This window comes from Streptococcus sp. 10824 (assembly GCF_013276595.1).
Lineage (GTDB): Bacteria > Bacillota > Bacilli > Lactobacillales > Streptococcaceae > Streptococcus > Streptococcus pseudopneumoniae.
Genome location: NZ_VMLH01000021.1, coordinates 19,386 through 42,009 on the forward strand (window position 1 = coordinate 19,386; position 22,624 = coordinate 42,009).

Sequence of the window (22,624 nt, forward strand, 5' to 3'; positions counted from 1 at the left end):
TAAGATATTTTGCTTTTTATCTTGATTATTACCTAAGAACTGGGGTAGCTGGATTCGAACCAACGCATGAGGGAGTCAAAGTCCCTTGCCTTACCGCTTGGCTATACCCCATTGATGAAATGGAGAGAGAGGGATTCGAACCCCCGAACCCGAAGGAGCGGATTTACAGTCCGCCGCGTTTAGCCTCTTCGCTATCTCTCCTACAATCAACATGGACTATTATATCATGAAAATTTCAAAAAAACAAGACTTATTTTGCTAAATTATAATTTTCAATCAAAATTTCCACAGCTTTTTCCAATTTTTTATAAAAACTATCGACATTCCCATTCTTTATGATGGCAAATTGTCCCTCTAATTCGGCAATTTCTCCGATAACTTTTTTACCAATGATCAAGGTATAGCCTTCAAAACTGTCTTTTCCTACATTAACTTTGGCATCTGCTACTTGAATTTCGATTTTTTTATCTTTCTTACTCATTTCATACCTCTCTTCACTTTTTCTATTGTACAAGAAAATCCTAAAACTAGCAAGAAAAAACTCTATATCAGGCTTGTCTGATATAGAGTTTTATGTAAACAACCTCAATCGATTTAGCATAGCTAATAGTTAGTAAACAAGCATAATTGACTATCCTTTTTAGGTTATCAGTGAATCTCACCACCTACTAACTGCAAATCCTTATCTTTGTAGTCTACAATAGCTTCAATAGCTACCTCTATGCCTCTTACAATATCGCATAGACTCATTCCTGCAGTATTCGGCTTATTTACTACTTGTTCCATCATATATGGAATATGCATGAAACCTGCTCTCATATTAGGGAATTTTTTATCCACTAAATAAAGAGCTTGGTACATCAAATGATTGCAAACAAAGGTTCCTGCACTATTGGACACAACTGCTGGAAGTCCCTGTTTTTTAATAGCTTGTACCATCGCTTTGATAGGTAAACTACTAAAATAGGCCGATGCTCCATCAATACGAATCGGTGTATCAATTGGTTGATTGCCTTCGTTATCAGGTATGCGAGCATCATCTTGATTAATAGCCACTCGTTCAGGTGTTAAGCCGGTCCTGCCGCCTGCTTGTCCAATACAAAGTACAGCATCTGGTTGATATCGTAATATTTCTGCCTCTAAAACTTCTGACGACTTATAAAAAACCGTTGGAATTTCTACCCAGCGAACTTCGGCCCCATTAATCTCAGATGGTAATAATTTTACAGCCTCCAAAGCTGGATTAATCTTTTCACCTCCAAAAGGATTAAAACCTGTAACCAATATTTTCATTTTATTTTCCTTTACTAAAATGCGAGAAAGTACATTAAGAATATGTGAATAACAATCATTACTAGAGCAACACCTGCTTGAGCCTTTATAACGCCATTCTGATCTTTCATATCCATCAATGCTGCTGGTAGAGCGTTAAAATTAGCAGCCATTGGGGTCAATAAGGTCCCACAATAACCTGCTGTCATGGCAAGAGCACCAGCCACAATTGGATTAGCTCCTAGAGCAAATACAAAGGGAACTCCAACACCTGCTACAGTAAAAATAGCCCCCAAAGCCCCTAATAATTGAGGAACAATCCCACTTGTTGAAACTTGCTGAGTCATTCGATTATTTTCTGATAACAGACTCTTAGGGTGACTATTGGTAATCACAAGAACAGAAATTGTAGCAAACAAGGCGGCAAGGCTAATCGAAATCTTGCTAAATTCTGGAATCATTTGCGCTAAGACCAACGCAAGTATTGCCATCAGCATAACTGGAATAAAAATTTTATTTTTCAATCTGTTAGATTCAATATTGGCTTTCATTTCATCTAAGGATGGCAAGGTTCCGATACGGACTTGCTTAAACAATGTTAACAGCGATAATAGGATTACAATAATACCAATACTCATATTTGGCATATAGGAACCACCTATAAACGTAATAGCCAATAGAGTCCAAAATGCAGATGTTCCAAATCGGACTGGGTTTGTTTTATCTTTATAACTACAATAGGCTGTATGGAGAAATTGACAACCAATCACAATATAGGTCAACTCTAATAGTTGCTTTGCCAACTCTGTCATTTTTGTTCTCCTCCCCTAGTCTTTTCTGATGTCAATTTTTTATCAAATAAATAATTGTAAATCCCCACTACAATAAGTGTTATAACAGCAACAATAATAGATGCAGAAGCAATCCCTGCATAATTGCTTTCATAGCCTAACTGATCTAATGTTCCCCCTATCAAGAGGACTCCCCCAGCACCTACAAACGTATTTTGAGCAAAGAAATTTCCAAAATTTTCATTCGCAGCTGCACGCGCTTTTATTGTCTCATCTTCAACCTCTGTTAACTTTCTACCTAATTGAGACTCTGCTGCTGCTTCTCCCATAGGTTGAACCAAAGGTCTGACAAACTGAGGGTGTCCTCCTAGACGAATTGAAAAGAAACCAGCTAACTCTCGAATAAAGAAATAAACTGTATAGAAGTTTCCAACTGTCAGACCTTTAATCTTTCGAATCAAATCAATTGATCGTTGCTTGAGTCCAAAGGTTTCTGACAACCCCACAAGAGGCAAGGTAACCATAAAAATCGTGAGCACTCGCTGATTGCTAAATTCTTTTCCCAAAATCTCCAAAAATTCAACGAGAGAAACACCTGAAACTAAAGCTGTAACCAAACCAGCTAAGACTACTGTTGCAATTGTATCAAACTTTAAAATAAAACCCACAACAATGATTGCTATTCCTATTAGCTTAATCCACTCCATATCAAACTCCTTTATATCCAAAATGACAGTATTTTTAAAATTCTATCAAGAGCAATACCATTCCTTATTTAATATGCTTTTCTAGTTCTTTTTGGTATTTACTATTGGATTCCAATTTTTCTTTTTGCCATTTTTTAAGAGCTTCGTCATATTCTTTTGTTGTGACAATATCTTTTTGCAATCTCATTCCTTTAAAGATATATGGATCCCCCTTAATACCAACTTGTGAGTATGGTTTTGAGAATGGTACTACGTTACTTACAACTGGAGAACCACCAGATGAGGCTGTTGGCATCAATAATGAACTATCTGTCAACCAAGCTTGAGCTTTGGCATATTTTTCATATCTCTGCTCTAAGTCAGTGGTCTCAGAAACAGCATCTTCTAACAATTTCTTATATTGATCCAAACCAAGTTTAGCGACAACATCCTTATCTTTTCCTTTCGTAATACCAAGGTGTTTCATGGCAGAACCAGATTTTGGATCCATAATATTCAAGTAAGACGCTGGATCTTGATAGCTTGGAGCCCATCCTGTACTGTTCAAATCATAGTCTTTTTGAGAAGGAACACGCGCTTGTGAAGTGATTGTTTCCTTTTCATTATCTGTCATTTGAAGAACGTCGATAACAACATTTTCAGCACCAAGAGTTGATTCGATTGACTGTTTGAAAGAGTTGCTTTGTTGAACGGCGATGGTATCTGTTTGTTCAACTGGGACATCCAAGTGAATTGGGAAAGTGACCCCTTTAGATTCCAAGTCTTTCTTAGCTTTTTCGAACGTAGCTTTAGCCTTGTCAGGGTTGTAAATAGAGTCCTTACCGTCAACTAGCTCAACACCTTTCCATTGGTCACCGTAGTTCACCAACTCTGCTTGAGCGATTTGACCAAAGTTCTTACCCCCTGCTTGTACAAAGTTGTCAGGAACGAGGCTGTTACGAATAATCTTGTCCGCACCATCTTCACCGTTTAGCTGGGCAGCATACGAATGACGGTTGAAGGCAAAGTTGATAGCCTGACGGAAGTCCTTATTAAGCATAGCTTCTTTTGTAGAAGTCTTTTGCTCTTCGCTTGTTTTCGCAGTTTTATTGTATGACTGACGATTTACGTTAAAAGTAAAGTAATAACTACTTGAGTCCTGTGGGCTATAAGTGATTTTATCTCCGTATTCTTTCAAAGTCGAAGCAAAGTTTGAGCTGCTTGGGAAGAGACGGGCTGTCGTATAAGCACCAGAGGAGAAGCTACGGATCAAAGACTCCTGATCTGAACCATCGTAGTAGGTCAATTTAATCTTCTCAATTTTAACATTTTCTTTATCCCAGTAATTTGGATTTTTTTCATATTCAATCAACGATTTAGAAGTCAATGTTTTTAAGAAATAAGGTCCATTGTAGAGAATCCCTGCTGGGCTAACCTCTCCGTAATTCTTTCCAGATGCCTTTAAAAACTCTTCATTTACAGGCAACATCGTCGCTGTTGTAACTTTTGAATTCCAGAAACTTTCTGGCGCATTCAATGTATACTCAACTGTGTAGTCATCCAAAGCTTTAACACCAACTGCAGAGAAATCATTGGTTTCACCAGTCATATAGGCGTCCAAGCCTTTGATTGAATTTTGGATGAGAGAGACACCGTCTGACTTACCATCAGCAACGTGTTTTAGTCCTGTCACAAAGTCATGGGCTGTTACTTCTGCGTATTCTTCGCCTTCTGATGTGTACCATTTCACTCCTTTACGAAGTTTATAGGTATAAGTCAATCCATCTTTTGAGACAGACCAATCCTCAGCCAAAGAAGGAATAACATTACCATATTTATCATTTTCCATCAAACCATCAACGACATTTCCGATAATATCTGTTGTGGATGTACGCGTTGCTATGCTGTAGTCCAAGGATGCTGGATCCACTGCATAGACATAAGAAAATGTTGTCGGAGCATCTGCTTCTTTATCAGCTTTTCCACAGGCTGCTAAAAGATGTTGTGCTTAGGATAAGTCCTGTTGTTAAAATCCACTTTTTCGATTTCATAAAAATCTCCTTTAATATATTTTTAATCTACTTTTACAATCCAACCTTCTGGCGCTGGAATATCACCAAACTGAATACCTGTCAATTCATCATAGAGTTTACGAGTCACAGGACCTACTTCTGTTTCGCTATAGAATACATGGAAATCATTACCGTGTTGAATGCCTCCAATTGGAGAAATAACCGCTGCTGTACCACAGGCACCTGCCTCTACAAAACGGTCAAGGTTATCAATTGGAACATCACCCTCAATAGGAGTTAAACCCAAGCGGTGTTCTGCCAAATAAAGCAAAGAATACTTGGTAATAGATGGCAAGATAGATGGACTCAATGGTGTTACAAATTCATTATCAGCTGTAATTCCAAAGAAGTTAGCTGATCCGACTTCTTCAATCTTTGTATGTGTTGATGGATCTAGGTAGATAACATCTGAGAAATGACGTGACTTGGCCAATTTCCCTGGCAAGAGACTGGCAGCATAGTTTCCACCAACCTTAGCCGCACCTGTACCATTTGGAGCAGCACGGTCATATTCATCCTGAATCAAGAAGTTGGTTGGGACCAAACCACCCTTAAAGTAATTTCCAACTGGCATAGCAAAGATAGTAAAAATATACTCCTCTGCTGGTTTTACCCCGATAATATCTCCGACACCAATCAAAAGAGGGCGAAGATAGAGGGTTCCACCTGTTCCGTATGGTGGTACGTATTCTTCATTGGCACGGACAACTGCTTTACAAGCTTCTACAAACATTTCTGTCGGAACTTGTGGCATCAAGAGACGGTCACATGTCCGTTGCAGGCGTTTGGCATTTTCATCAGGACGGAACAGTTGAACACTGCCATCCTTAGTACGATAAGCTTTCAAACCTTCAAAGGCTTGTTGACCATAGTGAAGACTTGGAGAAGACTCTGAAATATGCAAGGTTGCATCTTCTGTAAGTTCTCCTTGATTCCATTGTCCATTTTTAAAATGAGCAATATAGCGATAAGGTAATTTCATATAGGAGAAACCAAGGTTTTCCCAATCAATCGTTACTGTCATATTCCACTCCTTATTCTAAAAACCTATTTCTTATATTCTACACTATTTTTCTAAAATAGCAAGTATATTTTGTAATTTTCAGAAAATTTCTTCAATAAAAAGAACCAGCTCTTAGAACTGATTCTTCATTTCACTTATTTAACTTCAGTAAATACTTCTTTAAGATAAGCGTCAAAAACTTCTTCATCTGAAATCGTGTCAGAAATGAAGCTTCCATTGCTAGTGCGTTCTGACAAGTTCAAGTCTTGCAATCGACTTTCATAGATTGTTCCTTTATTGGATTGGACAAGCAGAATTTGATCGTTCCCGTCCACTTCTGTACTGAAGAGGTCACCAACGAAGCCTTGTTCTGCAACTGCACCAGCCAAGAAGACACGGTGCGGTTTGTTTTTCAACTCACGCAAGACTTGTAGTCCTCGTTTGGCACGGCTGGTTGCCGGAATTTCGTCAATAGAAACACGTTTCAAACTTCCACGTTGGGTCAAGAGGTAGAAGGATGAGGTATTGCAAATAAAGGCAGACTGGAGAACATCATCTTCTTTCAAGTTCATAGCCTTGACCCCTGCAGCCTTGGCACCGACAACCGGAACCTCTTCAATATTGAAACGAAGGGCATAACCGTTTTGGCTAATCAAGAGAACATCATCCAATTTAATTGGAGCCACTGCTACAATCTGGTCTGTCTCGTCTTTGAGCTTAGCATACTTGACAGACTTAGTTTTATAGGTCCGCCATGGAGTGAATTCTTTTCGTTCTACCCGTTTGATTTGACCAAGACGAGTAGCTGCAAAATAAGTTGTCGCATCATCAAACTGATCCACAACTTCAACATAAAGGATTTCTTCATTCGTTTCAAAATTGGTAATAGTTTGGCTCAAATGCTCTCCGATGTCCTTCCAGCGAATATCTGCTAATTCATGGATTGGTCTGTAGATGACATTTCCAAGAGTCGTGAACATCAAGAGATGCTGGGTTGTCTTGGCAGATTGAACAAAAATCAAACGATCGTCATCACGTTTGCCAATTTCCTCTAGCGTTGAAGCCGCAAAGGAACGCGGGCTGGTACGCTTGATGTAACCTGCCTTGGTTACGCTGACGTAGGTATCTTCCTCGGCGATCAGACTAGCTGTATCAATCTCGATTACTTTCGCAGTGTCTTCTAAGCTACTCAAACGCGGAGTCGCAAATTTCTTCTTAACCTCACGAAGCTCTTTCTTCATGAGATTGTACATGGTCCGTTCATCCCCGATAATCGCCGCAAGCATGGCAATCTTTTCACGAAGTTCTGCTTCTTCTTCCTGTAAGACAACCACATCGGTATTGGTCAAACGGTACAGTTGCAAGGTTACGATAGCCTCAGCCTGTTCTTCTGTAAAATCATAGCTGATTTTGAGGTTTTCCTTGGCGTCAGCCTTATTCTCAGAAGCACGGATAAGGGCAATGACTTCATCCAAAATCGAAATCACGCGAATCAAACCTTCGACGATATGGAGACGTTTCTCAGCCTTTTCCTTGTCAAAGCGGGAACGCGCCAAAATCACTTCACGACGGTGGGCGATGTAGCTAGACAGGATTGGAACAATCCCAACCTGACGAGGTGTAAAATTATCAATCGCCACCATGTTGAAGTTGTAGTTGATTTGTAGGTCAGTGTACTTAAAAAAATAATTGAGAACAAGCTCCGTATTGGCGTCTTTTTTGAGCTCAATCGCGATACGAAGACCGTCACGGTCAGACTCATCACGAACCTCAGCAATCCCAGCCACCTTATTATTGACACGAACATCATCGATTTTCTTGACCAGATTGGCCTTGTTGATTTCATAAGGAATCTCAGTGATAACGATTTGTTCCTTACCACCTTTTAGCTTTTCAATCTCAGTCTTGGAACGAACAACCACGCGCCCTTTCCCAGTTTCATAGGCCTTCTTGATTTCATCACGACCCTGGATAATCCCTCCAGTCGGGAAGTCTGGTCCAGGCAAGAATTCCATGAGTTTGTCCACCTTGGCAGTTGGATGATCAATCATGTAAACCGCCGCATCAATAACCTCAGCCAAATTATGGGGAGGAATGTCTGTGGCATAACCAGCTGAAATACCAGTAGATCCATTTACCAAGAGGTTTGGAAAGGCAGCTGGCAGGACAGTTGGTTCTTTCTCGGTATCGTCAAAGTTCCAAGCAAAAGGAACGGTCTTTTTATCGATATCCTGAAGAAGATAGCCTGCAACCTCAGACAAACGCGCCTCAGTATAACGCATCGCCGCAGGCGGATCTCCGTCCATAGAACCGTTATTACCATGCATTTCAACTAGAATCTCACGATTTTTCCAGTCCTGTGACATACGAACCATGGCATCATAGATAGAACTGTCACCGTGTGGGTGGAAATTCCCCATGATGTTCCCGACTGACTTGGCCGACTTACGGTAGCTCTTGTCAAAAGTATTGCTATCCTTATTCATAGAATAAAGAATACGGCGCTGAACTGGCTTCAACCCATCACGAATATCTGGCAAAGCCCGGTCTTGAATAATGTACTTGGAGTAGCGACCAAAGCGCTCTCCCATGATGTCCTCCAGGGACATATTTTGAATGTTACTCATATAGGATACAGAGCCCGTAAAATATCAAGTGAAAATAGAAGATTCTTGAAGTAAGCAAGCTCACCAGAGAATTTATCTTTTTCACGCATTATTTAGGGCGTGTTCAACTCCTTTCAAATTTTATATAAGTGGACTAGGTTATAACTAAAAAACGATTTATCTTTTTTACACACCGTTTAGTCCGTGTTCAGTTTTTACATGCAAGTTGAAAAGAATGATCTCACAGAAATAGACGTGTTTGGATAATAAAAAATAGATTATTCATATTCTTGTTTTAATGCATCCTTAACTTCTTCTTTTAACGAATCCAAAAAATACTTTTTAATTTTAATTACTTCATCTACAACAGAATTGTCTAAATAGAAAACTCTACCAGTCTGTTGTTCATGAAGTTTTTTTAATAAATCCTTTTTATTTGGCCAAATAAGTTTTCTTGCTGCTGGAATGAATGCTTTATGCCCAGTGAACGGTAAAGTGAAACTTTGACCTTTTTTAAATGACTTATTAATTATTGTTAAGGTAGCAAAGCCCATAACCTCTTCACCGAGCACAACAACAATGAATGGTCTAATATCATATTCATTTCCTTGATTGGAATAATAACAATACTCTTTAGAAATATTATATTTATATTTCTTACCTTCAATTTCTGTCGATTTAAATTTTAGAACTCGTAAATTATCAGGTTGCAAACCATGACTAAAAGTATTTAACTCAATCTTATTATCATCCTCTGAATAAATCAAATAGACTGTTGGATTATCTCCAAAATCACCTTCAAATTCAAAAGACTGAAACAAATAATAATTATATTTATAGTCATTTCTTGAAGTAATGGTCATTTTAGAAATCACAGGGGGAGTAATTACCAAATTGTCTATTTTCGATTTTTGAATATATGCTAGTTGAGTATCATGTTTAATATTATTTTTAAAACCAAATTCTTGCAATTGTTTTAAGAGTTCCTCTATTGAGGATACTATTTCAGAATTCGATTCTTTAATAACATTTGCTATAACAGCAATATCTGACTGAGAAAACTGAGACATTTTTCTAACTAAGTCAATAAATTTTTTATCTAGCTCATCCATCAAACTAATTGAAAAACTTTTATTGAAAGCCTGAGGATACTGATCCTCCAAAGCGTTTTTAAAATCATCATAAGTAGCAAACGTGCTTTTCAAGTGATATTCAATCATCAAAATTTCTTCAACAATATGATTTGTCTCCCAAAATCTTAAAACCTCTTCAAAATACGGATTATCTTTATGACGGTCTATCATATAATCTCGATAATCTTCGATAAGTTTTTTTAAACTCTTTTTATCAGCCTTCTCTTGCAAACCTAATGAATCATAAAATTGATCCCAAGAAAAATCCGCTATTTTACCAAACAAATATGAAGTAATTCCTAAATCTAAAAACATTATAATCCTCCGAAATGTTACTAAATGGCTTTATCCTTATCAATGGAATTCTAATCTACTACATTTAAGCATCTTCTTTCCTCAGCATACTCAATCATCTTCTCAGCTACTTCTTTATCGTAGTCAAAGCCTATTTTTTGAGCAAGGAATTGAGCTTCTTTGTGGAAAAGTTGCATCGTAGTAAACAAAGACTGAGTGATTTTGTCTAAACTGGAGAAATCAAGTAAATTTAAGAACTTCTTCTCTTTCTCAGCAGGTAAATAGTTAAAGAGATATTTATAGTTCTTGCCGACGTCTACTGTTCCCTTATCTGCTGCCACTTGCCAAGCTAAAAGATTGAGCAATTCTTGCTGACAAATACCGTAGAGATGGTCGGCCGCGTAGATGACTTGTTTGCGACAGATTCCTTTGACCACGTAGGCCGACACCCACCAAAATTCATTACAGGAATTTTTAAAATCTGTCTCAGTAGCTGGATGTATCCAGAAACGCTTTGGACTGGGAGAATAGGACTCAAACAAGCCCTTCTTATCTTCTAAAACAGTGAATCCTGCTTCACTGTCCACCCATTCTTGAATGTGTTCTTTAGGACAAAGAGTCAAATCGATACGATTGCCATCTTCAAAGAGCATGAGGTAGAGACGACGATGGTCAAGCTGGACATGCTGTTCAATCAGGCGTTTGCCAAACTGATCTAGCCAAGAAAGGTCACTCGTCAGATTATCTAAATCATCCACGATATAGACCACGTCATAGTCTTGAAATTCATCTGTTTGAACCTTTTGGTTTGTCCGTGAACCAGACATGGCGATAGCTTTAACTTGTAAAGTTTTGGCAGTTTGTAAAATCAGATCTAGCATTTCTGTTTCAATTCTCATGTCAGCACCTTCTCATTTTATAGGTTACCAAGCGTCTGATTCTTCTTACTGGATAGTTTTTATACTATAATTCCCCTGTCTTGTAAAGACTGTATCCTTCGTAGTAGTATGAAGCATCTACTCTCTTAAAGAAACTGGTCTGAGTAAGGTCATCCGTCAAGTTATTGAGGAGCAAATACTTGAGTTCTCCAGTCGATACTGCACTACGCTTCATGGCATTCAGGTATTCATCCTTATCTATAGCATTCCAGTCTACCACTTTGCCCAGTTTCTGACGAAGCATACAATCTAGCCAAATCCGCATTGCGCGTCCATTCCCCTCACGGAAAGGATGGGCAATATTCATATCCGCATACTTATCAACTACTTGATCAAAATTATCATGAGGAAGTTTGTCAATATACTGCAAGGATTGCTCTAAAAAAATACGGGGGGCAAATTGAAAGTTATCCTTTGCAATATTGACATCACGGATTTTTCCAGCGAAATCATAGATACCTGAAAAAAGATAGTGGTGAATAGCTGACAGCCCTGCAAATGTCCCAACTTCCATCTTGAACAAGTCTCCTGTCTGAAAAAGCAGGGCGGCTTGTTTTTTTGTCAGTTTTTCTTCTGCATCTGCCAGCTGGGCTGAGTTTGTAATGCCTAGTTTATTTTCCAATACCATATCTTCCCCTTATTAACGCCATTTTGTATAGAAAACAGGGTGCCCTTTAGCAATATGTTCTTTCAGTTCATCTGGCAACTTAAACTCTACAATGTCTGTAGTAACCCTTGGTAAGTAAGCAAAATCTCCGTTGAGTCCGCTAAAATAGAAACCATTTTCCTTAGCCTCTTTGTCCAATGAAAATATCACTTTTGGAATAAAATACTCATAATCAGGCTCTCTATTACAAATCATATTTCTTACATCCAAAATAGATGTTTTCGCATCCAACACATCAAGTACTTTCCCATACTCTGCATGACTTATTTTGAACAATCTAATCTTTGCAGCTCCTTTAGGTTTCTTATTCTCCATTTACTGGATCCTCCTTCTTACTTTTTTCAATGTAAACTTTTTGTAAGGTGTAAATAAATAGCTATTATCAAAACTCAACTTGTCCTTTTTAGGGAAAAACTGCCTAAAAATTAGGACAGCTACTCCCTAAAAAGGACAGATATACTGAACTATCTTGCTACTACTTCCTTAGTCGCAGCAATTTTTTTGTCAGCCCAGATGACTAAATCCTTGATAACTAATTTCTCCACTGCTCGAACAAAGTCAGACATAAATGTATAGTCGATTTGATTATTTTTGATAGGAAGCTTAACATCTGTCTCTTTTAATACTTTTTCATTAAAAGAGCTACTTCCCCAACTAAATGTAGAGAAACTCTTTCTTAATGAAGTAATTAAATAAAGAGCTTTATACCTATCCAATTCTACTTCTTTAGTGCGCAATACCTTAATTTTATCTCCTGTGAAATAGGGTTCTTTTTGATAAAACATCGTTGCCGTATCTTGACCAAAACTAATTGTGTTGGCAGGATTGAGAAATTCTTCACTCTCTGTAATATAACCTCGAATCCCATTGTTACTATCTCCACGAGCTACATAAGGAAACTTTCCTCCAAACTCAATCATATTTGCATTGAATTTCTTTTTACTACTGGATAAGTTAAAGACCTGAGAAAGTTGGAATACCTCCGACTCCTCTACTCTACTCTTAGTATCGGAAAGTTTTGCAAACTTGTCAAGTACTTTTTCATCATTTTTTGTAAGATGATAATCCCTAAGATTTGTTACAGTTAGATAAGACTCGAGCGTCTCGATGCGTTCAGACTCGAGCGCTTTGATGTAGCTTTCCATGTATGAAAATGCTAATTTGTTATTGAGAGTTGGAAGTTTAACTAGGAGGTCATGAGATTTAGAAGAGCGTAGCTTATTTCCAAAATCAAATTTACCAACTAAAGATTTTTGAATTGAAGATGCTAAAAATAACATGGAGTGTTCACTATACTCTTCGTCATTCCAGTAGACACCCACATCATCTGATGCGCTAAATTCATAATTTCGATAAAAAACATTTCCAAAAATATCAATAGTCAGAGAATTTTTTGGAAAAATAGTCATCTTATTCCCAATATGTCTAACGACACCCGTATTAGTCACTCCTGCCATCACAAATGGTAAAAGGCCATCTATCTGATCTGCTTTCGTTAGACGGGAACCCTGAACAATATTACCAAATAAATCTCCTATCCGATACTCTCTCCACTCGCCCCCACTTGCTTCAAATTCCTCTTCCAATTTTTGAAGGCGAGGGCTTAGGCTTTTTTTGAGCTATCTTCCCCCTTGTTTTTCAGGAGTTGTTCCACTTCCCAAGCTAAGTAGTCAGTAACAGTCTTTTTAAAATCATCCAAGGTTGGTTTTGTATCAATGATCTGGTGCTGTTCGAAATTCCAATCATTACCCTTGTCAGTGATAAAGTCCTCAATAAAGATAGCATCTAAATCCCAAAGTTCTTTACTCACTTCCGCTCTCTTTCCAGCCTTATAAATTTTAATCACATCTTGGTAACGCTGGATAGGATTATCAACCTCTGAAATACCTCGCTTAGCACGTTTAAAACCGTCATTTCTAAAGTCAATAAATTTAACCGTCTGGTCGTAATCGTGTGCCTCATGAGCCTTAAAAATGTAGATAGAAGTCTGGACTCCTGCCATGGGAACAAAAAGGTCAACAGGCATTTTGATAGAAGCAAGTAGGGTATGCTTTTTCAAAATAGCTTTAGCTGTCTTTGTTGCCTTACCAGAACCAGCACTATCTTGAATGATAATGGCACCTAGGCCACCACGCTCCATCTTATCCAAACCATAGGCTATAAAAGGAAGACCATTTTCTTCATAAGAGAAAGGGGGATTCAGCAAGACACGATTAGCTTTAAAATCCGTAAACAGACTCTCAGGACGATTGAATGCAGAACCTTTTTCAATTCGACTAGATCCATCTCCACGAAGAATCATATTGGTTGTCGCTAAGGTATACATCTCTGCATTAAGTTCTATTCCTAGCAGGTTATCTTTCTTGAGCTTCGCAATCTCCTCGTTGGCTCGAGAAGTCCCCTTCCCAAAACTGATATTTGCATGATCTATCATCAACTCCATCGCTGAAATGAGGAAACCAGCTGAACCAGTCGCCAAATCCATAACCTTGCTCTCACTTGTTATCCCCAGAATTTGCGCCATCATTTTGGTAACATAAGGAGGGGTCAGAACAATACCAATTTCTTTTCCATCTCCCAAAGCATACTTTAGAAATTCGGAGTACATCTCCCCATAATATCGATATGTCCACCCAAACCATCAATGGACTTGAAAATATTCTCATAGATAAAAGTGAAGATTTGCTTGGTAACAGAATTTTCCTTTTGAGGGAGAAGTTGTGCTACTTCTTTGTCATTGGTAATCAACTCGTCACGCTGGCTATCTTTGGAAATTTCTCCAAAAGAAGCCAACATGAGAGTTTTCTTATCTTCATTGATTTCACGTTCATCTAGGAAAGCCTTGATTTGATCAACAACTTTCTTACCATCACGCTTGGTTTCAGACTGCACACCTTTTAAATCGTCAGGTATTAAGCCCTCATCAACCTTTTTGCCCTTACAATCTACGATATCCTGCATAGATAATAGCATACCAGACACATAAAGCACCCGTTGAGGAGCTGTGATATTATGGTTGTGCATCAATTTATTGAGCTTTTTAGCATAGCCTTGCAAGGTCGCTTGACTATCAATCAGAATTTGGTGTTTTTCTTCTTCGCTCAAAACAGCATCTTTGTAGAATATCTCAAAGGTGGACTCATTTTCCAAAAAATCAAAAGTCGTTACCTTTGATAGCTCTTTATAGGCATTAGGAGCAGAACCAAAGACATAATAAACTTTGATAGTCACATTTTCTTCGTTATCACCTGCAACACCAACTGCGACGGCTTCATGATATTTACCACTATCAATAACTGCCCTCGCATAATGCAAAACCCCATTCACCGCAAAATCACTAATTGATTTATCATCAAACTTAATACCGTCCTTTGTTTGAGCAACTAGCTTAGATAATTTGAGTTTGTTTTCAATCAAGATAGGAACTTGTTTGTATTTTTCAATATGAAAATCTGGTTTTCCAAAATTAGTCTTAGTTTGCGTCTTAGCCGCTCCCTTAAGCGCCTCTTTGAGATAAGCACTCATAGCAGATTCTTCATTATAATCCTGCAATTTTTTCAAACCAAGATTTTCAAACTGCTTTTTCACATAGTCATTCACATCCGACTCTAATTTCCAGTTTACTAACATATTATTTTCTTTCATTAAAACACTGTCGCTTCTTCCAGCGTAAACTTGACATTGTCCTCAATCCACTTACGGCGTGGTTCGACCTTGTCTCCCATGAGAACATTGACGCGACGTTCGGCGCGGGCTAGGTCTTCGATGGTGACACGGATGAGGGTACGAGTTTCTGGGTTCATGGTTGTTTCCCAGAGTTGGTCTGCATTCATCTCACCAAGACCTTTGTAGCGTTGGAGGGTAGCACCTTTACCGAACTGTTTGCGGAGTTCTTCTAGTTCTCCGTCTGTCCATGCGTAGGCTACTTCTTCTTTCTTGCCTTTGCCTTTGGACATCTTGTAAAGAGGCGGAAGGGCGATATAAACGTGTCCTGCCTCAACTAGGGGACGCATGTAACGATAGAAAAATGTCAAGAGCAAGGTCTGGATATGGGCACCGTCGGTATCCGCATCGGTCATGATAATGATCTTGTCATAGTTGGCATCTTCAATAGAGAAATCTGCTCCAACACCTGCACCGATGGTATAAATCATGGTATTGATTTCTTCATTTTTGAGGATATCCGCCATCTTGGCCTTGGCTGTATTGATAACCTTACCACGAAGAGGTAGAATAGCCTGGAACTTGCGGTCACGGCCTTGTTTGGCAGAACCTCCGGCAGAATCCCCCTCGACTAGATAGAGTTCATTCTTAGCTGGATTCTTAGACTGGGCTGGGGTCAATTTTCCAGACAGCAAGCCCTTGTCTTTTTTATTTTTCTTACCATTTCGGCTCTCATCACGTGCCTTACGGGCCGCTTCGCGAGCATCACGCGCCTTGATAGCCTTACGGATGAGGTTAGAAGCCAATTCACCATTTTCCATAAGGAAAAAGGTCAACTTATCCGCCACAATTCCATCCACAACGGGACGAGCTAGTGGACTGCCTAATTTGTCCTTGGTCTGTCCTTCAAACTGGAGGTGTTCTTCTGGAACCAAGATAGAAAGAACGGCCGCTAGTCCCTCACGATAGTCTGACCCTTCAAGGTTTTTATCTTTTTCCTTGAGAAGACCTGTCTTACGCGCATAGTCATTCATGACCTTGGTAATGGCAGACTTGAATCCTGTCTCATGCGTTCCGCCGTCCTTGGTACGAACGTTATTGACAAAGGATAGAATGTTATCTGAAAATCCGTCATTGTACTGGAGGGCCACTTCCACTTGGAAACCATTATCTTCCCCTTCAAAGTAAAGAACTGGCGTTAAGGTCTCCTTGTCTTCGTTGAGATAAGAAACAAAGTCTTGTACCCCATTCTCATAATGGAATTCGATTGCTTCATCTGTTCGCTTATCTGTCAAAGACAAGGTCACATTTTTCAAGAGAAAGGCTGACTCATTAAGGCGCTCTGAAATGGTATTGTACTTGAAATCTGTCGTAGAGAAGATCGTCGCGTCAGGCATAAACGTAACCTTGGTACCTGTTTTAGACTTGGGAGCTGTACCGATTTTCTTCAAGGTTGTGACAGGTTTTCCCCCATTTTCAAAACGTTGCTTGTAGACTGCACCGTCACGAGTGATTTCTACCTCCAGCCAACTAGATAGAGCATTTACAACGGAAGAACCAACCCCGTGGAGACCACCAGATGTTTTGTAGCCTCCTTGACCGAATTTCCCTCCGGCGTGAAGAATGGTAAAGATAACCTCAACAGTTGGAATTCCCATAGCGTGCATACCTGTCGGCATCCCACGTCCATGGTCTTGCACAGTCAAACTCCCGTCCTTATTGATGGTCACATCAATACGATCACCAAATCCAGACAAGGCCTCATCGACTGCATTATCAACGATTTCCCAGACTAGGTGATGGAGACCAGCGCCATCGGTCGACCCAATGTACATACCTGGACGTTTACGGACCGCATCCAACCCTTCTAGCACCTGAATGGCATCATCATTATAATTGTTAATATTGATTTCCTTTTTTGACACAAGGAACCTCCTATTCGTTCATCTTTACTATTCTACAGGTTTTCCAAGGATTTTGCAAAATTTTTCTTTCTCCGATGTAACAATTTCAGAAGAGATTCTCTGCCTTTCTTCTTCATTTCATGATATAATAGGAGTATGATTACAATAGTTTTATTAATCCTAGCCTATCTGCTGGGTTCGATTCCGTCTGGTCTCTGGATTGGACAAGTATTCTTTCAAATCAATCTGCGCGAGCATGGTTCTGGTAACACTGGAACGACCAATACCTTCCGAATTTTAGGAAAGAAAGCGGGAATGGCAACCTTTGTGATTGACTTTTTCAAAGGAACCCTAGCAACACTGCTTCCGATTATGTTTTATCTGCAAGGCGTTTCTCCTCTCATCTTTGGACTTTTGGCTGTTATTGGCCATACCTTCCCTATCTTTGCAGGATTTAAGGGAGGCAAGGCTGTCGCAACCAGTGCTGGAGTGATTTTCGGATTTGCGCCTGTCTTCTGTCTCTACCTTGCAGTTGTTTTCTTTGGAACCCTCTATCTTGGTAGCATGATTTCACTGTCTAGTGTCACAGCATCTATCGCAGCTGTCATCGGAGTTCTACTCTTTCCACTTTTTGGTTTTATCCTGAATAACTATGACCCTCTCTTCATCGCTATTATCCTAGCTCTTGCTAGTTTGATTATCATTCGACATAAGGACAATATCGCTCGTATCAAAAATAAAACTGAAAATTTGGTCCCTTGGGGATTAAACCTAACCCATCAAAATCCTAAAAAATAAAACGCCAGTTTAAACAGAACTGACGTTTTTTTGTATGCTTATTTTGATTTGATATAGTTGATACCATCTGCTTTTGGTGCAACTGCTTTTCCAAAGAAAGCTGCCAAGACAAGAATTGTCAAAACATAAGGTGCGATTTGAAGGTAAACCGCTGGCACTCCTTGTAGGAATGGCAATTGAGAACCGATAACAGCCAAACTTTGTGAAAGTCCAAAGAAGAGACTAGATAGCATAGCTCCGATTGGATTCCATTTTCCAAAGATCATCGCAGCAAGGGCGATAAATCCAGGTCCAACAATAGTTGTCACTGAGAAGTTAACTGAGATTGATTGAGCATAAATCGCTCCACCAATTCCACCTAGGAAACCTGAAATAATAACCCCTAAATATCTCATTTTATAGACATTGATTCCCAAGGTATCTGCTGCTTGAGGATGTTCACCGACAGAGCGGAGACGAAGACCAAATCGAGTCTTGAAGAGGATAAACCAAGCAAGGAATGAGAAGGCAATCGCCAGATAACCAAGTAGACTAGTTGACTTGAAGAAGATATCTCCGATAACTGGGATATTCGCCAAGACTGGGAAATCAAAGCGCCCAAAAGTCTGACTTAGATTGTCGGTTTGTCCTTTGTTATAAAGAACTTTCACTAAGAAAACAGCCAAGGCAGGCGCCATCAAGTTCAAAACCGTACCGCTGACAACATGGTCTGCACGGAAATGAACCGTCGCTGCTGCGTGGATGATAGAAAAGATTCCCCCTACCAATCCTGCAACTAACAAAGATAACCATGGAGTTGCTGCTCCAAATTGTTCTGCAAATTCAAGGTTAAAGACAACTCCAGAAAAGGCACCCATAACCATAATTCCTTCAAGGCCGACGTTTACCACACCACCACGTTCAGAGAAAACACCACCGATACTTGTAAAGATGAGGGGTGCTGAGTAAATCAGCATAGAAGACACCAAGAGGGTGAGCAAGGTTGTAATAGACATCTTTACTTACCTCCTTTAACTTGTTTTTTCGGTTTGACAAAGCGTTCGATAAGGTAATGAACACTGACAAAGAAGATAATAGACGCTGTTACAATGCTAACAAGCTCAGACGGTACCTGCGCCGCATTCATACCTGGGGCTCCAACTTGGAGAACACCAAACAGGAAGGCTGCAAAGAGAATACCAATTGGTGAGTTGGCCGCAAGCAGACTAACTGCCATCCCGTTAAATCCAACAGCTAAAGACGCCCCTTGAACATAGACGTTCTGGAAGGTTCCCAGACCTTCAACAGCTCCACCAAGACCAGCCAAGGCACCTGAGATAATCATTGAGAGGATAATCGTTCTTTTTGCAGAAATACCAGCATATTCTGAAGCATGTGGATTAAGACCAACCGCACGGATTTCAAAACCAAGAGTCGTTTTCTTGAGCATGAACCAAATAACTGCAACAGCAATAATGGCAAAGAAAATACCAATATTCATCCGTGAGTTACCAGTCAACTCAGCCAACCAAGGGGTCTGATAGGTTGCATTAGCCCCAACACGAATGGTCGAATCTGTACTTTGCATGAAGTCTTTAGGGAAAGCATGGATAAAGGCATTTCCTACATACAAGACAATGTAGTTCATCATAATGGTTACGATAACCTCTGACGTCCCCAGATAGGCTCTCAGAATACCTGGAATCGCGCCGACAATTCCACCAGCAATCAAGGCAATCACGATAGTTGCTAGAATCATCAAGGGACGGGGCATATCTGGATGCGACAAGGCAAACCAACCACTGAGAATCCAACCAGCCAAAGCCTGACCAGGAAGCCCTACGTTAAAGAAACCTGCACGACTGGCAACAGCAAAGCCAAGACCAATCAAGACCAAAGGCCCCATAGCACGGAAGATTTCACCAATCCCACGTAAGCTACCAAAGGCTGTATAGAACAATTCTTCGTAGCCCCAAATAGCATCATAACCGAAGATCCACATGACAATGGCTCCAAGTAAAATTCCTAGGAAGACAGAAATCAAGGGAACCGAAATTTGTTGTAATTTTTTAGACATCACTCTTCTCCTTTCCCAAGTTTCCACCAGCCATCAAGACACCAAGTTCTTGTTTATTGGTTGTTTCTGGTGATACAATACCTTGAATCTTACCATCGTGTATAACGGCAATACGGTCTGAGACGTTTAAAATCTCATCCAATTCAAAGCTGACAACTAAAACAGCCTTACCATTATCACGCTCTTCAATCAAGCGCTTGTGGATATATTCAATGGCACCGACATCCAACCCACGAGTTGGCTGGCTGACGATAAGGAGATCAGGATCTCGATCAATTTCACGAGCAATAATTGCTTTTTGTTGATTTCCTCCCGAGAGTGCAGCTGCAGGCACAATTTCGCTGGCAGCACGAACATCAAACTCTTCCATTAGCTTTTTAGCATAAGAAGTAATATTTGAATAGTTCAAAATTCCATTTTTACTATGTGGTTCTTTATAGTAGGTTTGAAGGGCAATATTTTCAGAAATCATCATTTCCAAAATCAAGCCATCACGGTGGCGGTCTTCTGGAACGTGCCCAACACTTAGTTCTGTAATTTGTCGTGGGTGCAATCCTACAATTGAATCTCCTTTTAGCTCAATGCTTCCAGATTCAACCTTGCGAAGACCTGTAATGGCTTGAATCAGTTCAGACTGACCATTTCCATCAATCCCCGCAATCCCAACAATCTCTCCCGCTCGAACATCCAAGGACAGATTTTTCACAGCTGGAACACCACGGTTTTCATTGACCACCAAATCTTTGATTGACAAGACCACTTCTTTTGGTTGAGATGCTTGTTTCTCTGTTTTAAAGGAAACAGAACGCCCTACCATCATTTCTGCCAAATCAGCATTGGTAGCCCCTGCAATTTTGACGGTTTCAATTGATTTCCCACGACGGATAACCGTAACGCGGTCAGAAACTGCGCGAATCTCGTCCAACTTGTGAGTAATCAAGATAATTGATTTTCCTTCTTTGACAAGATTTTTCATAATAGCCATCAACTCCTCAATTTCTGATGGAGTCAAAACAGCCGTTGGTTCGTCAAAAATAAGAATATCAGCTCCCCGATAAAGGGTTTTTAAAATTTCTACACGTTGTTGGGCTCCAACTGAGATGTCTGCCACCTTGGCAGAAGGGTCCACAGCTAAGCCATAACGTTCAGAAAGAGCCTTGATTTCTTTGCTAGCTCCAGCGATATCTAGCACACCATTTTTAGTCAATTCACTCCCTAAAATAATGTTTTCAGCCACCGTGAAAGCCTCTACCAACATAAAGTGCTGGTGAACCATTCCGATTCCCAAGCTAGCTGCTTTAGATGGGGAGTCGAGGTTGACAACTTGACCGTTGACCGCGATTTCACCACTAGTTGGTTCAAGAAGCCCTGCTAACATGTTCATGAGCGTGGACTTACCAGCCCCATTTTCTCCTAAAAGTGCATGAATTTCACCTTTTCGTAGGTGCAGGTTGATTTTGTCGTTGGCAACAAATTCACCAAACACCTTGGTAATATCACGCATCTCAATGACATTTTCGTGTGCCATGTGCTCTTCCTTTCAGAGTCTTATTTTATTTCAATAAAACTTGCTAGTTTGTCTAGTAGCAAGCTTTACTGAGACAAAATGACTTTGTCTCAACTCTTAAAAAGCGGCCGATGGCCGCTTCCTAAGAAATAACTTCCATCCATTATTTTGCAGGAACTTTTACGCTTCCATCAAGGATTTTAGCTTTTGCATCTTCAACGGCTTTTTTACCTTCTTCAGAAAGGTTAGTTGTTACCAAATCAACCCCTTTATCTTTCAATGAGTAAACGATCACTTGACCGCCAGGGAATTCACCTTTTTCTGCCTTGTTAGAAATATCTTTTACAGTTGTACCAACTTGTTTCAAAGTAGATGCAAGAACAAAGTTTGATTCTTTGCCATCTTTAGAAGTGTATTTACCTTCTGCTTCTTGGTCACGGTCAACACCGATAACCCAAACTTTTTCATTTTCAGGACGGCTTTCGTTGAGTGATTTTGCTTCTGCAAAGACACCTGCACCTGTACCACCAGCTACTTGGTAAACAATATCTGCACCAGCTGCGTATTGTGCTGCTGCAATTGTTTTACCTTTAGCGGCATCACCAAATGAACCAGCATAGTCAACTTGTACTTTGATAGATGGGTCTACTGACGCAACACCAGCCTTGAATCCTGCTTCAAAACGAGAGATAACTTCTGACTCCTGTCCACCTACAAAACCAACTTGTTTTGTTTTAGTTGTTTTGGCTGCAGCTACACCTGCAAGGTAACCTGACTCATTATCAGCGAAAGTTACGCTCGCAACATTCTTTTGATCTTTAATCACATCATCAATCAAGACATAGTTCAAGTCAGAATGTTCTTTAGCTGCTTCTTCAACCGCATTGTGAAGGGCAAAACCAACACCGAAGATTAGGTTGTAACTTCCAGCCGCTTGTTGCAAGTTGTTAGCGTAGTCAGCTTCACTTGTTGATTGGAAGTAAGTGAAACCGTTATCTTTTGAAAGATTGTGTTCTTTACCCCAAGCCTGCAAACCTTCCCAAGCTGATTGGTTGAATGATTTGTCATCAACACCACCAGTATCAGTGACGATTGCTGCTTTTGTCTTCACATCAGAAGATGAATCTGCCTTACGAGAAGAGCGGTTACCACATGCAGCAAGTCCAACTGCTGCCACTGCAACTAGACCAAGGCCTAGCCATTGTTTCTTGTTCATTACTGAACCTCCTAAATA

At 39.9% G+C, this 22,624-nt stretch carries 17 protein-coding genes, 2 tRNA genes and 2 pseudogenes; 1 reads left to right on the forward strand and 20 read right to left on the reverse strand.

The genetic code is table 11. The features are described 5' to 3' along the window. Nucleotides 1–39: 39 nt before the first annotated feature. From HT701_RS02225 to parE, 16 genes and pseudogenes are all read right to left on the reverse strand, one after another. Nucleotides 40–111, reverse strand: a tRNA-Gln gene (locus HT701_RS02225). Nucleotides 112–120: 9 nt separating this feature from the next. After that, a tRNA-Tyr gene (locus HT701_RS02230) sits at nucleotides 121–201 on the reverse strand. Between the two features lie 49 nt (nucleotides 202–250). After that, nucleotides 251–481: a DUF2969 domain-containing protein gene (locus tag HT701_RS02235; RefSeq protein ID WP_000037111.1), complete on the reverse strand. Its 231-nt coding sequence runs from the start codon at nucleotides 479–481 to the stop codon at nucleotides 251–253. A gap of 167 nt (nucleotides 482–648) precedes the next feature. After that, nucleotides 649–1,293, reverse strand: a complete 645-nt coding sequence (gene pcp, locus HT701_RS02240) for a pyroglutamyl-peptidase I (protein WP_050261452.1) — start codon at nucleotides 1,291–1,293, stop codon at nucleotides 649–651. 14 nt (nucleotides 1,294–1,307) lie between these two features. Then, nucleotides 1,308–2,084, reverse strand: coding sequence for a DUF979 family protein (locus tag HT701_RS02245; RefSeq protein WP_172931179.1), 777 nt, complete (start codon nucleotides 2,082–2,084; stop codon nucleotides 1,308–1,310). Next, entirely contained in the window at nucleotides 2,081–2,770 is a 690-nt protein-coding gene (locus tag HT701_RS02250; RefSeq protein ID WP_000454773.1) for a DUF969 domain-containing protein, read from the reverse strand. Before HT701_RS02250 ends, HT701_RS02245 begins: the two co-directional genes overlap by 4 nt. Before the next feature lie 64 nt (nucleotides 2,771–2,834). Then, nucleotides 2,835–4,800: pseudogene (locus HT701_RS02255) on the reverse strand (peptide ABC transporter substrate-binding protein). 22 nt (nucleotides 4,801–4,822) lie between these two features. Further along, nucleotides 4,823–5,845, reverse strand: a complete 1,023-nt coding sequence (locus tag HT701_RS02260; RefSeq protein WP_023936685.1) for a branched-chain amino acid aminotransferase — start codon at nucleotides 5,843–5,845, stop codon at nucleotides 4,823–4,825. Nucleotides 5,846–5,979: 134 nt separating this feature from the next. Next, nucleotides 5,980–8,451 (reverse strand): DNA topoisomerase IV subunit A, encoded by a 2,472-nt coding sequence (gene parC / locus HT701_RS02265; protein ID WP_138705528.1) that lies wholly within the window; start codon nucleotides 8,449–8,451, stop codon nucleotides 5,980–5,982. Nucleotides 8,452–8,708: 257 nt separating this feature from the next. Beyond that, nucleotides 8,709–9,878, reverse strand: coding sequence for a hypothetical protein (locus HT701_RS02270; RefSeq protein WP_023936678.1), 1,170 nt, complete (start codon nucleotides 9,876–9,878; stop codon nucleotides 8,709–8,711). A gap of 50 nt (nucleotides 9,879–9,928) precedes the next feature. After that, entirely contained in the window at nucleotides 9,929–10,756 is an 828-nt protein-coding gene (locus HT701_RS02275) for an aminoglycoside 6-adenylyltransferase (RefSeq protein ID WP_119919815.1), read from the reverse strand. A gap of 64 nt (nucleotides 10,757–10,820) precedes the next feature. Then, nucleotides 10,821–11,423 carry a Fic family protein gene (locus HT701_RS02280; protein ID WP_050261457.1) on the reverse strand — a complete coding sequence of 201 codons (603 nt, stop codon included), beginning with the start codon at nucleotides 11,421–11,423 and terminating at the stop codon, nucleotides 10,821–10,823. Between the two features lie 12 nt (nucleotides 11,424–11,435). Then, nucleotides 11,436–11,777, reverse strand: coding sequence for a hypothetical protein (locus tag HT701_RS02285; RefSeq protein ID WP_000428283.1), 342 nt, complete (start codon nucleotides 11,775–11,777; stop codon nucleotides 11,436–11,438). A 149-nt stretch (nucleotides 11,778–11,926) separates the two neighbouring features. Further along, nucleotides 11,927–13,048, reverse strand: coding sequence for a restriction endonuclease subunit S (locus tag HT701_RS11360; protein ID WP_119919814.1), 1,122 nt, complete (start codon nucleotides 13,046–13,048; stop codon nucleotides 11,927–11,929). A gap of 17 nt (nucleotides 13,049–13,065) precedes the next feature. Beyond that, a pseudogene (locus HT701_RS11725) lies at nucleotides 13,066–15,092 on the reverse strand (N-6 DNA methylase). Between the two features lie 14 nt (nucleotides 15,093–15,106). Then, entirely contained in the window at nucleotides 15,107–17,050 is a 1,944-nt protein-coding gene (gene parE / locus HT701_RS02300) for a DNA topoisomerase IV subunit B (RefSeq protein ID WP_119919813.1), read from the reverse strand. Between the two features lie 135 nt (nucleotides 17,051–17,185). On the opposite strand from parE, the gene plsY reads away from it, so the two are divergent. Beyond that, on the forward strand, nucleotides 17,186–17,827 hold the full coding sequence (gene plsY, locus HT701_RS02305; protein WP_119919812.1) for a glycerol-3-phosphate 1-O-acyltransferase PlsY: 642 nt from the start codon (nucleotides 17,186–17,188) through the stop codon (nucleotides 17,825–17,827). Nucleotides 17,828–17,865: 38 nt separating this feature from the next. On the opposite strand, the gene HT701_RS02310 is transcribed toward plsY, so the two are convergent. The 4 genes from HT701_RS02310 to HT701_RS02325 all read right to left on the reverse strand — a co-directional run bounded on the left by HT701_RS02310 (nucleotide 17,866) and on the right by HT701_RS02325 (nucleotide 22,606). Continuing rightward, nucleotides 17,866–18,822: an ABC transporter permease gene (locus tag HT701_RS02310; protein WP_023940960.1), complete on the reverse strand. Its 957-nt coding sequence runs from the start codon at nucleotides 18,820–18,822 to the stop codon at nucleotides 17,866–17,868. Between the two features lie 2 nt (nucleotides 18,823–18,824). Next, nucleotides 18,825–19,883: an ABC transporter permease gene (locus HT701_RS02315; protein ID WP_023942990.1), complete on the reverse strand. Its 1,059-nt coding sequence runs from the start codon at nucleotides 19,881–19,883 to the stop codon at nucleotides 18,825–18,827. Beyond that, a complete protein-coding gene (locus tag HT701_RS02320; protein ID WP_172931180.1) occupies nucleotides 19,876–21,411 on the reverse strand; it encodes an ABC transporter ATP-binding protein in 1,536 nt (511 codons plus the stop codon). Before HT701_RS02320 ends, HT701_RS02315 begins: the two co-directional genes overlap by 8 nt. 142 nt (nucleotides 21,412–21,553) lie before the next feature. After that, nucleotides 21,554–22,606 (reverse strand): BMP family protein, encoded by a 1,053-nt coding sequence (locus HT701_RS02325; RefSeq protein ID WP_001036122.1) that lies wholly within the window; start codon nucleotides 22,604–22,606, stop codon nucleotides 21,554–21,556. Nucleotides 22,607–22,624 lie beyond the last annotated feature (18 nt).